Genomic DNA, 13,171 nt, shown 5'->3' with positions numbered 1-13,171 from the left:
CTGTGGAGATGCGGTGTTTTTTTGCTTTTCAGCTGATATAATACGGATAACGGGAGTGGTGGACAGTATGGAATTGCTTGACCCCCGGGTAGACTTTGTTTTTAAGAGAATATTTGCAAGTGAGACTAATAAGGATGTTCTGCTGGCTTTTCTGAACCGTGTTCTGCAGGATGCGGGAACTGCCCCTTTGGATGAAGTGGTATTGCTGAACCCCTACACAGATAAAGATGATCCGGGAGACAAGCAGTCCATATTTGATATCTGGGCGAGGACGGTTGACGGCAGGCTGATTAATATTGAAATGCAATTGTTTAACCAATATGATATGGAAAAGCGGACGCTTTACTACTGGAGTAAGCGTTATGCGAGCCAGCTGCAGACCGGCGGGCGGTACACGGAGCTTAAGAAGTGTATCACGATCAATATATTAAACTATAATGTGCTGCCGAATGAACACACCCATAGTGTTTTTCATCTGCGGGAGGACAGCAGCGGTGCGCCGCTTATCGATGATATAGAAATTCATTTTCTCGAGTTGCCCAAGCTGAAGAAGCCGGCTGTACCCGGAGAAGAAGGGCTGGTGAACTGGCTGCTGTTTCTGAAGGGAAAAGACAATGAGAACTGGGAGGTACTGAAGATGAATGAACCGGCACTGCAAAAAGCGATGGAGACGCTGGAATACCTGAGCCAGAATCCCGAAGCCCGGCGCAGATATGAAGACCGTCAGAAGTTTCTGCATGATGAGGCCTCGCAAAGGGATGGTGCGCAAAGGGAAGGCTTTGCCAAGGGCTTGGAGGAAGGCAGAAAAGCTGGAATAGAAGAAGGCATTAAAGAAGGCATTAAAGAAGGTATTAAAGAAGGTATTAAAGAAGGCAAAGAAGAGGGCCTTCAAGAAGGTATGCGGGAAGCCAAGCTGGAGATTGCTGCAAATTTACTCCGGATGGGGCTTAGCCTCCAGGCGGTCCAAGCTGCAACCGGACTTACAGAAGAGGATATCAGGCTTTTGAATTAAACAATGGATATACGAACCAGCCCTTCCCGGGCTGGTTTTTCTTTTATAGGAATACAAGACCCTCCACGGCTATATCTCGACAAAAAAACCTCCTGAACGCCCCCCATGTTTAGACAGACTTTGAAAGCCGGAGTTTCTATACTAATCTTATCGTCTAAAAAGAGAGCCTGCTCTATTCTTTCGGCAGGATAGCGGCTCTTAGGCAGGTGAAAATAGTGGTAGTTTACATCGACTTGATTTTCGCTGCCAATCTGCTGATCGACGGAGTGCTCATATGGCTGACAGGCTGGCTGGTCAAGGTAAAGATCGCCTGGTGGAGGCTGTTTCTCTCCGCGCTGGTTGGCGCATTGTATGTGGTGATGATGTTCGTTCCGGAGCTTTCTTTTCTTTATACCTTTCTGATTAAGTTCGGATTGTCGGTGCTGATGCTGCTGATCGCCTTCGGGTACAGCAGCCTGCAGGGGTATCTGCGTGCACTGGGAGCCTTTTACGTCATCAATTTTACGGCGGCCGGCGGTATTCTGGGAATCCATTACCTGCTGCAGAGCTCAGGGGACATCTGGAACGGTATCCTGTTTACCAGTACAGGGGGCCAAGCCCACCGGCTGAAAATCGGATTCTGGTTCGTGCTCGCCATGCTCCCGGTCGTGCTGCTGCTCTTTAAGCTGATCCATTCTTCACGGGTCCGCAGAGAACAGCTGGAATCCTATATAGGTGAGGTGACGGTGGAGATAGAAGGTGTGAGCGTGGTATGCCAGGGCCTGCTGGACACAGGGAACCGGCTGAATGATCCCCTGACCCGGATTCCGGTTATGGTGATGGAGGCTTCGCTCTGGGATGGGCACCTGCCGGCTTCGTGGAAGGGTAAGCTGACCCAGATGAGTGCGGACCAGCTTCTGCTGGAGACGGACGGGCAGTCTTTTGCCTGGCAAGACAGGTTGCGGCTTGTCCCTTACCGGGGCGTAAACCGCGGGGCAGCCTTTATGCTCGCACTGAAGCCGGATCTTGTGAAAATAAAGCTTGGTGAGGATAGCTTCTGCAGTAAAAGAGTGCTCATCGGGCTGGATGGCGGGACACTGTCGGGAGACGGCGCGTACCGGGCGGTCATACACCCTGACCTGGCCCAAAAAGAGCACGCGGCTGAAGCTGCAGTGCCTTGTTGAAAAGACAGGACGGTAAAGCCGTTTCTGCTTGGATCACCCCAAGAGGATGGTTAAGGACATCCGGGGTAACTGTGCACTTCTTGGAGGAGGAGACAATAATGGTCAAATGGAAGCTTGCGCTGCAGCTCCAGTACTATCGGATGCTGTTTCTGATGGGGCTAAAAAGCCAGGAAATCTATTATATCGGGGGAAGTGAGGCACTGCCTCCGCCTTTGACAAGGGAAGAAGAGGAATACCTGCTGCAGCGGCTCTCTACAGGGGATGCGGCAGTCAGAGCCATGCTGATTGAACGCAATCTGCGTCTGGTGGTGTATATTGCCCGCAAATTTGAGAACACGGGCATCAATATTGAGGATCTTGTCTCCATCGGTGCCATAGGGCTGATTAAAGCCGTAAATACATTTGATCCTGAAAAAAAAATCAAGCTGGCTACCTACGCCTCGCGCTGCATTGAAAATGAGATCCTGATGTATCTGCGGCGCAACAGCAAGACGCGCAGCGAGGTGTCCTTTGATGAGCCGCTGAATATTGACTGGGACGGCAACGAGCTGCTGCTCTCCGATGTGCTGGGGACTGAAAATGATACCATTTACCGGAATATTGAGGAGCAGGTAGACCGCAAGCTGCTGCAGAAGGCGCTGGAGAAGCTCAGCGAGCGGGAGCGGCTGATTATGGAGCTGAGATTCGGGCTGCGGGGTGGTGAAGAGAAAACCCAGAAGGATGTTGCCGATCTGCTGGGAATCTCGCAATCTTACATCTCGCGTCTGGAAAAGAGAATTATCAAGCGGCTGCGCAAGGAATTCAATAAGATGGTGTGACTTAAAAAGCAAGGAATAAAATGCCGGACCGGGGAGATAATGTACAGTAATGTTTCTCCTTGGGAGGTAAATCATCATGACCCGAAACAAAGTCGAGATTTGCGGAGTGGACACTTCGAAGCTGCCCGTTCTTACGAACGTGGAAATGCGGGAGCTGTTCACTTCGCTACAGCAGCAGGGCGAGCGATCCGCCAGAGAGAAATTGGTTAACGGTAACCTTAGACTTGTTCTTAGCGTTATTCAAAGGTTCAACAATCGGGGAGAGTTCGTTGACGATCTGTTCCAGGTAGGCTGCATCGGTCTGATGAAAGCCATCGATAATTTTGATTTATCGCAAAATGTAAAGTTTTCCACCTATGCGGTGCCGATGATTATCGGTGAAATCCGCAGGTACCTCAGAGACAACAATCCGATCAGAGTTTCGCGTTCGCTGCGGGACATTGCCTACAAGGCGCTTCAGGTCCGTGACAGCCTGACCAACCAGAATTCACGGGAGCCGACGATCTTTGAAATTTCCCAGGCGCTCGGCGTACCGAAAGAGGATGTTGTATTCGCACTGGATGCTATCCAGGATCCGGTGTCCTTGTTCGAGCCGATCTATCATGACGGGGGAGACCCGATCTATGTCATGGATCAGATCAGTGATGACAAAAACAAGGATGTATCGTGGATTGAAGAGATTGCCCTGCGTGAAGCGATGCGGAAGCTGGGGCAGCGTGAGAAGCGGATTTTGTCCATGCGCTTCTTCGAAGGTAAAACCCAGATGGAGGTAGCGGATGAGATCGGTATTTCACAGGCCCAGGTGTCACGGCTTGAGAAGTCGGCCATCCAGCAGATGCAGAAGCATGTAAAGTCTTAAAGCTGACAATGACAAGAAGGGTATCCGTATCCGGTGTGCTTCGGCGGCCGGAAGGATACCCTTTTATAATGCAATGCATAACGGGCTCCAATTATTCCTGCATGTTGACAAGCCTGTGGTACATATACTCAGCTATAAGCCGGATTGTACAGGGGTGACAGGATGAACGACGAGTCCTTTAATGCAGGAAAAAAAATGAAAATCTCCGATTTCCAGACCAAGGATGTCATCAATATTGTGGACGGAAGACGGCTGGGGCAGATCAGCGATCTTGAGCTGGACCTGCGCCGAGGGGTAATCGATGCGATTATCATTCCCGGCTTCACCCGCTTTATGGGGCTGTTCGGCGGCGGTACGGATCTCATTATTCCGTGGCGTAATATCGTCAAGATCGGTGCGGATGTTGTTCTTGTCAAAATGGAGGAGGCCAGGCTCCCGCAGGGCCAGGAAGAGCGTGAAACGATGTATCTGGAGCGGGGGGACCGCAGTGAACGGCGCACTTATTAATCAGGTGCGTCTTTTTTTACCGTTTGTGGTAAAGAGCTTGAGAAGGATATATCTGTCCAGTCCCTGAGCAAGCCTCGTAGACCTGGCCTCGCATTGTAGGGTACACTTAAGCGGAGGTGAGAGGATGGAACCGTTTATTCAAATGAAGGAGCTGCCCGTACGGCTGCAGCTGGAACCGTGGCTGAAGCATTCCGGAATCACTGCCGGATTTACGGGAAGACAGGGCGGAACAGGCAAGGCGCCTTATGACAGCTTCAACTGTGCTTTTCATGTCGGCGATGATCCGGAGGCTGTGCTTGCTAACCGCAGCAGGCTTGCAGGCAGTCTGGGCTTTAGCCTGGAGGACTGGACCTGCGGGGAGCAGACTCACGGAACCCATATAGAGGCCGTTACTTCAGCAAAGCGCGGGCGCGGCAGCCGGGACAGGACATCTGCTTTTCAGTCTACAGACGGGCTGCTCACAAACGTGCCTGGAGTGCTGCTTACCTCCTTTTATGCGGATTGTGTGCCGCTGTACTTCTATGATCCTGTGAAGCGTGCGGCAGGACTGGCCCATGCCGGTTGGAAAGGCACAGTCGGAGAAATTGCCGGAGCTATGGTCAGCAAAATGGTGGAGATATACGGAAGCCGCCCAGGCGATATTACAGCAGCTATAGGCCCGTCAATCGGAGAATGCTGCTATGAGGTGGATGAGTACGTGATGAAGCATGTCCGTGCGCTTGAGCAGACGCTGCCTGAGCCTGCTTCATTGGATGCTGCAGCGCCGTTATACAATATTTCGCAGAGTGACAGGGACAAAAGTATGCTGAACTTGAAAGAAATGAACCGACGCATTATGATTAAAGCAGGAATTTTGCCGACTCATATCGAATGTACAACATGGTGTACAAGCTGTAATCCTGATCTGTTCTTTTCATACCGCAAGGAACAGGGCGTAACAGGAAGAATGACGAGCTGGATCGGAATAAAGGAGAGCTGAAGTTGGGTTTGACACTGCTGGAAAGAAAAGCCGCTGTAGAGGAACGTGTAGCACGCGCCTGCGCGGCAAGCGGCCGGGATGTAAACGACGTCAAGGTTATCGCAGTGACGAAATATGTATCGCTGAACACGGTGGCTGAAGTATTTGAGGCAGGCCTCGGAGAGATCGCCGAAAGCCGCTGGCAGGATGCCGAGCATAAGTGGAAGGCGCTTGGAGACAAAGGAACCTGGCATTTTATCGGTCATCTGCAGACCAATAAGGTTAAGGACGTTATCGGCAAATTTGAATATATACATTCTCTGGACCGGTTATCGCTGGCGCGCGAATTGCAGAAAAAAGCCGGTGCCGCCGGAATAGACGTGAAGGTATTCCTTCAGGTTAATATATCCGGAGAAGATACGAAGTTTGGTCTGCCGCCTGAAGCTGTACCGGAATTTCTGCGGGAAATTGCTCCGCTTGACCGGATAAAGGTTATCGGGCTGATGACCATGGCGCCTCATGAAGAAGATCCGGAGCTTACCCGTCCCGTGTTCCGCGGACTCAGGAAGCTGCGTGATGAGCTGAATCTGCTGGCCTTGACACCTGAGCCTATACAAGAGCTGTCGATGGGAATGTCGAATGATTTTGAAGTGGCGATAGAGGAAGGAGCCACCCGGGTACGCCTGGGTACGGTATTAGTAGGTCACGAGGAGGGAGCTTGATGGGCGTGATGAACCGGTTTATGAATTTTTTGGGCTTGCAGGAGGAAGAGGAAGTTGTGGAACGGGAACAGATTACCCGTGATGAAGAGGAGTATGAGCCGGCCCCTGTAGAAACCCGCAAAAACCAGCGGGCTAACGTCGTCAGTATCCATTCGCAAAAAAATGTGAAGGTGGTACTGTATGAGCCGCGCTCCTATGAGGAGGCCCAGGAAATTGCGGATCACCTGCGTTCCCACCGCACCGTTGTAATTAACCTGCAGCGTGTGCGCAACGACCAGGCGATGCGGATTATTGATTTTCTGAGCGGAACTGTTTATGCCCTGGGTGGAGGAATATCCAAGATTGGGGGCAATATATTTATGTGCACACCGGATACCGTAGAAATTCAAGGATCCATTACGGAAATCCTCGGAGACGATCAAGATTACAACAAAATGAGGTGAACAGGTTTTGAACGAAATATCTTCCATTATTAACATTCTATTTCAGATTTACTACTACATGATCATTATATACATTCTCATGTCCTGGTTGCCTAACCTGCGTGAAAATTTCATCGGCGAGCTGCTCGGCAAGCTTGTTGAACCCTATTTGAGCCCGTTCCGGCGGATTATTCCCCCGCTGTTCGGAACGCTGGACATCTCCCCGATTATTGCATTGTTCGTGCTGCGCTTTGCTGTAGTAGGACTTCACTCCATCGTGGCAATGATCTTCGGCTAAACGATGAGAAATGAAATTTACGGACACTTTCATCCGGATGAGCGGCAATTTGTGGATAAAGCCTGGGAATGGGTCAGTCATGCCGGAGATTATCATGAAGTGAAGCTGACCGAGTTTCTTGACCCCAGACAGGGCTATATTCTGCAGACGCTGGTAAACCGCCATCCTGATGTGACAGTTTGCTGGGAAGGCGGCTCTGAAGGCGCTGAACGGAAGCGGGCGCTGGTGGCACCTGATTACCGTGATCTTTCGGAAGAAGATATGGAGCTTAAGGTTCTCAGCATCTCCTCCGGAGAGCAGAAATTTCTCACCCTTGAGCATGGCGACTATATGGGAGCTATCCTGGGGCTTGGGATAAAGAGAGGGAAGATCGGCGATATTCACGTGCTGGAGGACGGCTGCCATGTTGTCGTGGCATCAGATATTGCCGATTATCTGTCGATGAATCTGACCGGTGTGCACCGGGTCAATGTCAGCACGGAGATCCTTCCTCTGTCAGAGCTGCGCAGCAGCAGTGTTAAGCTTGAAACAATGGACATTACAGTAGCCTCTTTACGGCTCGATGGAATTGCAGCGGACGTGACGCGGCTTAGCCGGAGCAAAATACTGGCTCCGATTAAAGCCGGACGCGTCCGGGTCAACTGGAAAGTGGAAGAGGATCCTTCCTGTGCGCTTAAGGATGGCGACATGGTCTCCATCCAAGGATTTGGCCGGTTTAAGGTGCTGGAGATAGGCGGCCTGACGAAAAAAGACCGCTACCGGATCAGGGTCGGTAAATTTGTCTAAAGCCCCGGCAGGAATCTGCAGGCGCTTGTCGAAATTCATTATCTCTAGGGATTCGATTCTTATTGCAGTAAAGTTTTATTCTTCTGCGTCACCGGGGCACAATAAAGTCCGGGGCGTGCAAGGTCCGAAATTTCCAGGAGGTGCACAGCATGCCATTAACGCCGCTCGATATACATAACAAGGAATTCTCCCGGAGAATCCGCGGTTATGATGAGGACGAGGTTAACGAGTTTCTTGATCAGGTTATTAAGGATTATGAAAGCGTCATTCGCGAGAATAAAGAATTGCAAAACCAGCTTTTGTCCATTCAAGAGCGTCTGGATCATTTTGTGAACATTGAGGAAAGCTTGTCTAAGACCATCATTGTCGCCCAGGAAGCGGCTGATGATGTAAAGAACAATTCCAAAAAGGAATCACAGCTGATCATCAAGGAAGCGGAGAAGAACGCCGACCGGATTATTAACGAGGCCTTGTCCAAATCCCGCAAAATTGCGATTGAAACGGAAGAGCTGCGCAAGCAGGCTTCTATCTACCGCACCCGGTTCCGGACACTGGTGGAAGCTCAGCTGGAGCTGCTCTCTCAGGATGACTGGAGCGCGCTCGAAAGCCGTGAGACCAGTGACAATCTGCTCTGAGCTGTAGCGGACAGCGTTAAACGGACAGCAGGAAATGGAGCATTAAGCCGGTTAGGCGGCTGCGGTGTTGACATTTTTTCGTAAAACGTCTATAACTAAAGCATATCTGTGTGAAGTTTATATGTATTCGATGACGGGACAAAGTACGATAAGGTTGTGTTCTCCAGAGAGTCGGCGGTGCTGCGAGCCGATTGTTCAACCCTTACCGGAAGATCTTCCCCTAGAAGCTGATCCGAAGCGATTCATTCGTGAGTAGGTTTATGCCGTCTGCCGGACGTTATCCCGGACCCGCATAGCAGGATTTTGTGCGGAACTGAGATTGTGCTGTATTCACTCCCCTTAAGGATGTGCGTCATGCATGAATTAGGGTGGTATCGCGAGCGTCGTCTCGCCCCTTTGGGGGCGGGATGACGCTCCTTTTGTTGTGCGGCGATCCCCCTAAATCCCCCTTCCGAAGGGGGACCCCAAGGGCTGGCCGCCCTCTGGACACCCGCAACAAGGGCTCCGCGGAGGGAGTTTACGGTGGCGGACGGGAAGGATTACTGCGGCGGGAGGAGCGGCCCTTCTTAGGCTCCCCTGGCGGGGACGCCTGCGGGGCCTTGCCTTTAAGGCACGCGGCGGCTGCGCCCCGCCGCCTTTAGGCGTCCCGACCAGCGCTGCCCTAACGGGATCGCGGGGCGGGTGCCCCAACAAGAGCAAGGCGTCCCGCCCAGCGCTGCCCTAACGGGATCGCGGGGCGGGTGCCCAAACAGAGCAAGGCGTCCCGCCCAGCGCTGCCCTAACGGGATCGCGGGGCGGGTGCCCAAACAGAGCAAGGCGTCCCGCCCAGCGCTGCCCTGCGGGATCGCGGGGCGGGTGCCCCAACAAGAGCAAGGCGTCCCGCCCAGTGCTGCCCTAACGGGATCGCGGGGCGGGTGCCCCAACAAGAGCAAGGCGTCCCGCCCAGTGCTGCCCTACGGGATCGCGGGGCGGGTGCCCCAACAAGAGTAAGGGCACGGCGCGAGACGCGACTAGCGTGCTTGAGGTAAAGCGGGCCGCTTGCGGCGGTAAGCGCGGATTACAACCAAATTAACAACCATACCGGCTCTGTCCCGGAGCTAGACAACTTTCCGGGTGTCCAGAGGGCCGGGGCCCTCGGGGTCCCCCTTGGCTAAGGGGGATTTAGGGGGATCGAAAAGCTTTTGAAGCTTGGTTTCAAGATTACATCATTGAAAGGATTGACCCTCAAATGCAAAAAGTAGACGTCAAAGAAAAGGCGCGGGCGAGAGATGTCCGCATCCTGAAGAAATGGAGCGACGAAGATACGTTCCGCAAATCGATGGAGAACCGGGCGGGCCGCCCGAACTATGTGTTCTATGAAGGACCGCCGACAGCGAACGGGGTGCCGCATATCGGGCACGTGCTGGGCCGCGTAATCAAGGACTTTATCGGCCGCTACCAGACGATGAAGGGCTTCCGCGTCGTGCGCAAAGCGGGCTGGGATACCCACGGCCTGCCGGTTGAGCTTGGCGTACAGAAGAAGCTTGGCATCTCCGGTAAGCAGGAGATCGAGGAGTACGGCATCGAGAAATTCATCAAGGAATGTAAGGACAGTGTCTTCGGCTACGAGAAGCAGTGGCGTGAATTCACGGAAGCGATCGGGTACTGGACGGACCTGGATAATCCGTATGTAACGCTGGACAACACGTACATCGAGAGCGTATGGAACATCCTGGCGACTGTGCACGACAAAGGCCTGATGTACCGTGGACACCGCGTCAGCCCGTACTGCCCTAGCTGTCAGACGACGCTGAGCTCCCATGAGGTGGCGCAGGGCTACAAGACCATTAAGGACCTGAGTGCTACAGCTAAGTTCAAGCTCGAAGGCAGCGGGGACTATGTGCTGGCCTGGACGACTACACCTTGGACGCTTCCGGCGCATATGGCGCTGGCTATGAACCCTGAGATGGAATATGTACGTGCAGAGCAGGAAGACGGCGTGTACATCCTGGCGAAGAACCTCGTGGATGAAGTGCTGAAGGGCGAATACACGATCCTGTCCACCCACACGGGTGCTGACTTTATCGGCCAGAGCTACGCTCCGCCGTTCAGCTACATCAAGGCAGAGAAGCACAATGTAATCGTGGGCGCATCCTTTGTTACGGATTCCAGCGGTACAGGGATCGTACACATGGCTCCGGCACACGGTGAGGATGACTACAAGAGCTGCCGCGAGAACGGCATCAGCTTTGTGAATGTAGTAGACACTTCCGGTAAATATACCGCTGTAGTGAGCGATTTTGCCGGACGGTTCGTGAAGGATGTCGATCTGGACATCATCAAGGTGCTGTCCGAAAAAGGGCTGCTCTACAACAAAGAGAAATACGAGCACAGCTACCCGTTCTGCTGGCGCTGCGATACACCGCTGCTCTATTATGCAACAGACAGCTGGTTCATCCAGACAACAGCAATCAAGGATCAGCTGATCGCTAACAATAATACAGTTGACTGGTACCCTGACCATGTACGTGAAGGCCGCTTCGGCAAGTTCCTGGAAGAGCTGGTTGACTGGAACATCAGCCGTAACCGCTACTGGGGAACTCCGCTGAACGTTTGGGTCTGCCAGGATACGGGCAAGGAATTTGCGCCGCACAGCATCGCGGAGCTGCGTTCGATGGCCATCGGCGAGGTGCCTGAGGACATCGAGCTGCATAAGCCGTATGTGGATAACATCCAGCTGCGCAGCCCGTTCAGTGAAGGCGGCGTGATGGTACGCACACCGGAAGTAATCGACGTATGGTTCGACAGTGGCTCGATGCCGTTCGCCCAGAGCCACTATCCGTTTGAGAACAATGAGACCTTTGAAGACCAGTATCCGGCGGATATGATCTGTGAAGGGATCGACCAGACCCGCGGCTGGTTCTACAGCCTGCTGGCTGTATCGACGCTGTTCAAGGGAAAAGCGCCTTACAAGGCGGTTATCGCCCACGGCCACATCTTCGATGAGAACGGCCAAAAAATGTCCAAATCCAAAGGCAACGTAATCGACCCGTGGGAGATCATGAACGAATACGGCACCGATGCGTTCCGCTGGGCGATCCTGTCTGACAGTGCGCCTTGGAATAACAAACGCTTTTCGCGCGGCCTGGTCGGTGAGACTAAATCGAAGGTAGTGGATACGCTCGTTAATACGCATGCGTTCCTGACGCTGTATGCCGGCATCGACGGCTATGATCCTGCTGAGCATCCGTTTAAGGTATCCGAGCACAAGCTGGACCGCTGGATTCTGTCCCGCCTGAACAGCCTGATCCTGCTGGTGGATAAAGGCCTGGCCGTGAACGACTTCGTTAACACGTCCAAAGCGGTTGAGAACTTTGTGGATGAGCTGAGCAACTGGTATATCCGCCGTTCCCGTGACCGTTTCTGGGGCAGCGGGCTTGGCGAAGAGAAGCTGGATGCTTACCGCACCCTGACTCATGTACTGCTTAAGACGGCTACACTGATGGCTCCGTTCACACCGATGCTGTCCGAGGATATCTTTACGAACCTGGGCGGCGGGGAAAGCGTGCATCTGGCCGATTATCCAAAAGCGGATGAAAGCCTGATCGATCTTGAGCTGGAACGCGATATGGAAAGCGCGAGAGGTATCGTCGAGCTGGCCCGCAACGTGCGTAACGAGACCGGCATCAAGAACCGCCAGCCGCTGTCCGAGCTGATCGTGTCGCTGGACCGTGACTTTGATATCGCCGACTACGAAGAGATCATCAAGGATGAGATCAACGTGAAGCATATTGTCCTGGAGAACAGCGACAGCGGCTTTGTCGACTTCACTCTGAAGCTGAACCTCAAGGTGGCAGGTAAAAAATACGGCAAAAACGTCGGCTTTATCCAAGGCTTCCTGAAGGGCATGGATAGCGATGCTACCCGTAAGGCTGTTACTGATGGTGTTGTAAATGTTGTGTCACCGGAAGGCGAAGAGCTGCAGATTACGGCAGAAGAGCTGCTGGTAGAGAAGCAGGCGAAATCCGGCTTTGCTGCAGCTTCCGGCTACGGTCTGACCGTGGCGCTGAACACCGAAATCACGCCTGAGCTGGAGCAGGAGGGCTGGGTGCGTGAGATCATCCGTGCGGTGCAGGATTACCGCAAGCGCCTGGATCTGGCAATCGAGAAGCGGATCGGCCTGACCCTGCAGCTGGATGACGAGCTGAAAGCGGCAGTAACTGCTTTTGAGCATGTGCTGCGTGATAACGTACTGGTAGCTGAGCTTGCTTTTGACGGCGACCATAGCTTTGAAGCAGTAGATATCAGCGGCAAATCGATCGGCATCTTTATCGAAGGCTAAGACCTGGGAGCAGGTGCATTACCTGTCCCGGGTTGGCATATACTAGCGGCATAAGAAGAAACGTCCAGATGGCCCTTTAAAGGGCATGTACTTTCTTGGGAATGCGCCGCATGAGCAGTCCGTGTCCCTGGGGAGCTTCTCTCCGGGGGGCGGGCTTTTTATGTGAAGGAACGCAGTTATGTCGGGTGAAGGGGCTGATAAGGTTGACGGACAGGCATGAGGAGAGCAGGAAGTCTGTACAGGGCGGGAGAATTACGGTTAAGACATCAAGGGATGGCGACGGGGATTGTGGGCAGAAACCGCAGAAAGCGGGTCTGAAGCTGGAAGAGGCTGGAGCAGGGCAGGAACAGGCGCTCAGCCAGGAGGAGAAGCTGAATGCCGTCTACCGGCTGACAACCGGACTGGCCCAGCAGATGGAGAAGGCGCGGATTGCCGAGTATACAGAGCTTCTGCATAGCCCCTTCCGCCTGATCTGGCTGAATATATTGTCAGGGACGGCACGCGGGCTTGGGATCGCGCTCGGCTTTACCTTTTTTGCGGCAACGATCATTTATGTTCTGCAGGTGCTTGGAGCGCTTAATCTTCCGATTATCGGGGATTATATCGCTGACATTGTGCGGATCGTGCAGCATCAGCTGGAGCTGAAGACGTTTTAGCATGCCGCTTTTAT

At 53.1% G+C, this 13,171-nt stretch carries 13 protein-coding genes; all 13 read left to right on the top strand.

Annotated features, from left to right (window positions below; genetic code table 11):
* The first annotated feature begins 67 nt into the window (after window positions 1-67).
* The 13 genes from R70723_RS23605 to R70723_RS23545 all read left to right on the top strand — a co-directional run bounded on the left by R70723_RS23605 (window position 68) and on the right by R70723_RS23545 (window position 13,157).
* Window positions 68-1,012 carry an Rpn family recombination-promoting nuclease/putative transposase gene (locus R70723_RS23605; RefSeq protein ID WP_039875942.1) on the top strand — a complete coding sequence of 315 codons (945 nt, stop codon included), beginning with the start codon at window positions 68-70 and terminating at the stop codon, window positions 1,010-1,012.
* Window positions 1,013-1,227: 215 nt separating this feature from the next.
* Entirely contained in the window at window positions 1,228-2,175 is a 948-nt protein-coding gene (gene spoIIGA, locus R70723_RS23600) for a sigma-E processing peptidase SpoIIGA (RefSeq protein ID WP_039875941.1), read from the top strand.
* Between the two features lie 95 nt (window positions 2,176-2,270).
* Window positions 2,271-2,993 (top strand): RNA polymerase sporulation sigma factor SigE, encoded by a 723-nt coding sequence (sigE, locus tag R70723_RS23595; RefSeq protein ID WP_039879211.1) that lies wholly within the window; start codon window positions 2,271-2,273, stop codon window positions 2,991-2,993.
* A 76-nt stretch (window positions 2,994-3,069) separates the two neighbouring features.
* Window positions 3,070-3,852: an RNA polymerase sporulation sigma factor SigG gene (gene sigG / locus R70723_RS23590; protein ID WP_039875939.1), complete on the top strand. Its 783-nt coding sequence runs from the start codon at window positions 3,070-3,072 to the stop codon at window positions 3,850-3,852.
* A gap of 162 nt (window positions 3,853-4,014) precedes the next feature.
* Complete coding sequence (locus R70723_RS23585) at window positions 4,015-4,359, top strand: YlmC/YmxH family sporulation protein (protein ID WP_039875937.1); 345 nt, start codon at window positions 4,015-4,017, stop codon at window positions 4,357-4,359.
* A gap of 124 nt (window positions 4,360-4,483) precedes the next feature.
* Complete coding sequence (gene pgeF, locus R70723_RS23580; protein WP_039875934.1) at window positions 4,484-5,338, top strand: peptidoglycan editing factor PgeF; 855 nt, start codon at window positions 4,484-4,486, stop codon at window positions 5,336-5,338.
* A gap of 8 nt (window positions 5,339-5,346) precedes the next feature.
* Window positions 5,347-6,039: a YggS family pyridoxal phosphate-dependent enzyme gene (locus R70723_RS23575; protein WP_039879210.1), complete on the top strand. Its 693-nt coding sequence runs from the start codon at window positions 5,347-5,349 to the stop codon at window positions 6,037-6,039.
* Entirely contained in the window at window positions 6,039-6,482 is a 444-nt protein-coding gene (locus tag R70723_RS23570) for a cell division protein SepF (protein WP_039875932.1), read from the top strand. The genes R70723_RS23575 and R70723_RS23570 overlap by 1 nt, the downstream gene beginning before the upstream one ends.
* A 7-nt stretch (window positions 6,483-6,489) precedes the next feature.
* Window positions 6,490-6,759, top strand: a complete 270-nt coding sequence (locus R70723_RS23565; protein WP_039875930.1) for a YggT family protein — start codon at window positions 6,490-6,492, stop codon at window positions 6,757-6,759.
* A 3-nt stretch (window positions 6,760-6,762) separates the two neighbouring features.
* A complete protein-coding gene (locus tag R70723_RS23560; protein WP_039875928.1) occupies window positions 6,763-7,545 on the top strand; it encodes a YlmH family RNA-binding protein in 783 nt (260 codons plus the stop codon).
* 149 nt (window positions 7,546-7,694) lie between these two features.
* On the top strand, window positions 7,695-8,180 hold the full coding sequence (locus R70723_RS23555; protein WP_039875924.1) for a DivIVA domain-containing protein: 486 nt from the start codon (window positions 7,695-7,697) through the stop codon (window positions 8,178-8,180).
* A gap of 1,228 nt (window positions 8,181-9,408) precedes the next feature.
* Window positions 9,409-12,501 carry an isoleucine--tRNA ligase gene (gene ileS / locus R70723_RS23550; protein WP_039875921.1) on the top strand — a complete coding sequence of 1,031 codons (3,093 nt, stop codon included), beginning with the start codon at window positions 9,409-9,411 and terminating at the stop codon, window positions 12,499-12,501.
* A 320-nt stretch (window positions 12,502-12,821) separates the two neighbouring features.
* Window positions 12,822-13,157: a DUF5665 domain-containing protein gene (locus R70723_RS23545; RefSeq protein WP_372238233.1), complete on the top strand. Its 336-nt coding sequence runs from the start codon at window positions 12,822-12,824 to the stop codon at window positions 13,155-13,157.
* Window positions 13,158-13,171 lie beyond the last annotated feature (14 nt).

Source organism: Paenibacillus sp. FSL R7-0273 (assembly GCF_000758625.1).
Lineage (GTDB): Bacteria > Bacillota > Bacilli > Paenibacillales > Paenibacillaceae > Paenibacillus_AQ.
The sequence above is the reverse complement of the archived record's forward strand: the minus strand, read 5'-3'. Positions and strand labels throughout refer to the sequence as shown.

Bases quoted from the DNA above. Each gene is read 5' to 3' on its own strand.
- R70723_RS23605 (WP_039875942.1), top strand. From the start codon at position 68: ATGGAATTGCTTGACCCCCGGGTAGACTTTGTTTTTAAGAGAATATTT.
- sigG (WP_039875939.1), top strand. From the start codon at position 3,070: ATGACCCGAAACAAAGTCGAGATTTGCGGAGTGGACACTTCGAAGCTG.
- R70723_RS23585 (WP_039875937.1), top strand. From the start codon at position 4,015: ATGAACGACGAGTCCTTTAATGCAGGAAAAAAAATGAAAATCTCCGAT.
- pgeF (WP_039875934.1), top strand. From the start codon at position 4,484: ATGGAACCGTTTATTCAAATGAAGGAGCTGCCCGTACGGCTGCAGCTG.
- R70723_RS23570 (WP_039875932.1), top strand. From the start codon at position 6,039: ATGGGCGTGATGAACCGGTTTATGAATTTTTTGGGCTTGCAGGAGGAA.
- R70723_RS23560 (WP_039875928.1), top strand. From the start codon at position 6,763: ATGAGAAATGAAATTTACGGACACTTTCATCCGGATGAGCGGCAATTT.
- R70723_RS23555 (WP_039875924.1), top strand. From the start codon at position 7,695: ATGCCATTAACGCCGCTCGATATACATAACAAGGAATTCTCCCGGAGA.
- ileS (WP_039875921.1), top strand. From the start codon at position 9,409: ATGCAAAAAGTAGACGTCAAAGAAAAGGCGCGGGCGAGAGATGTCCGC.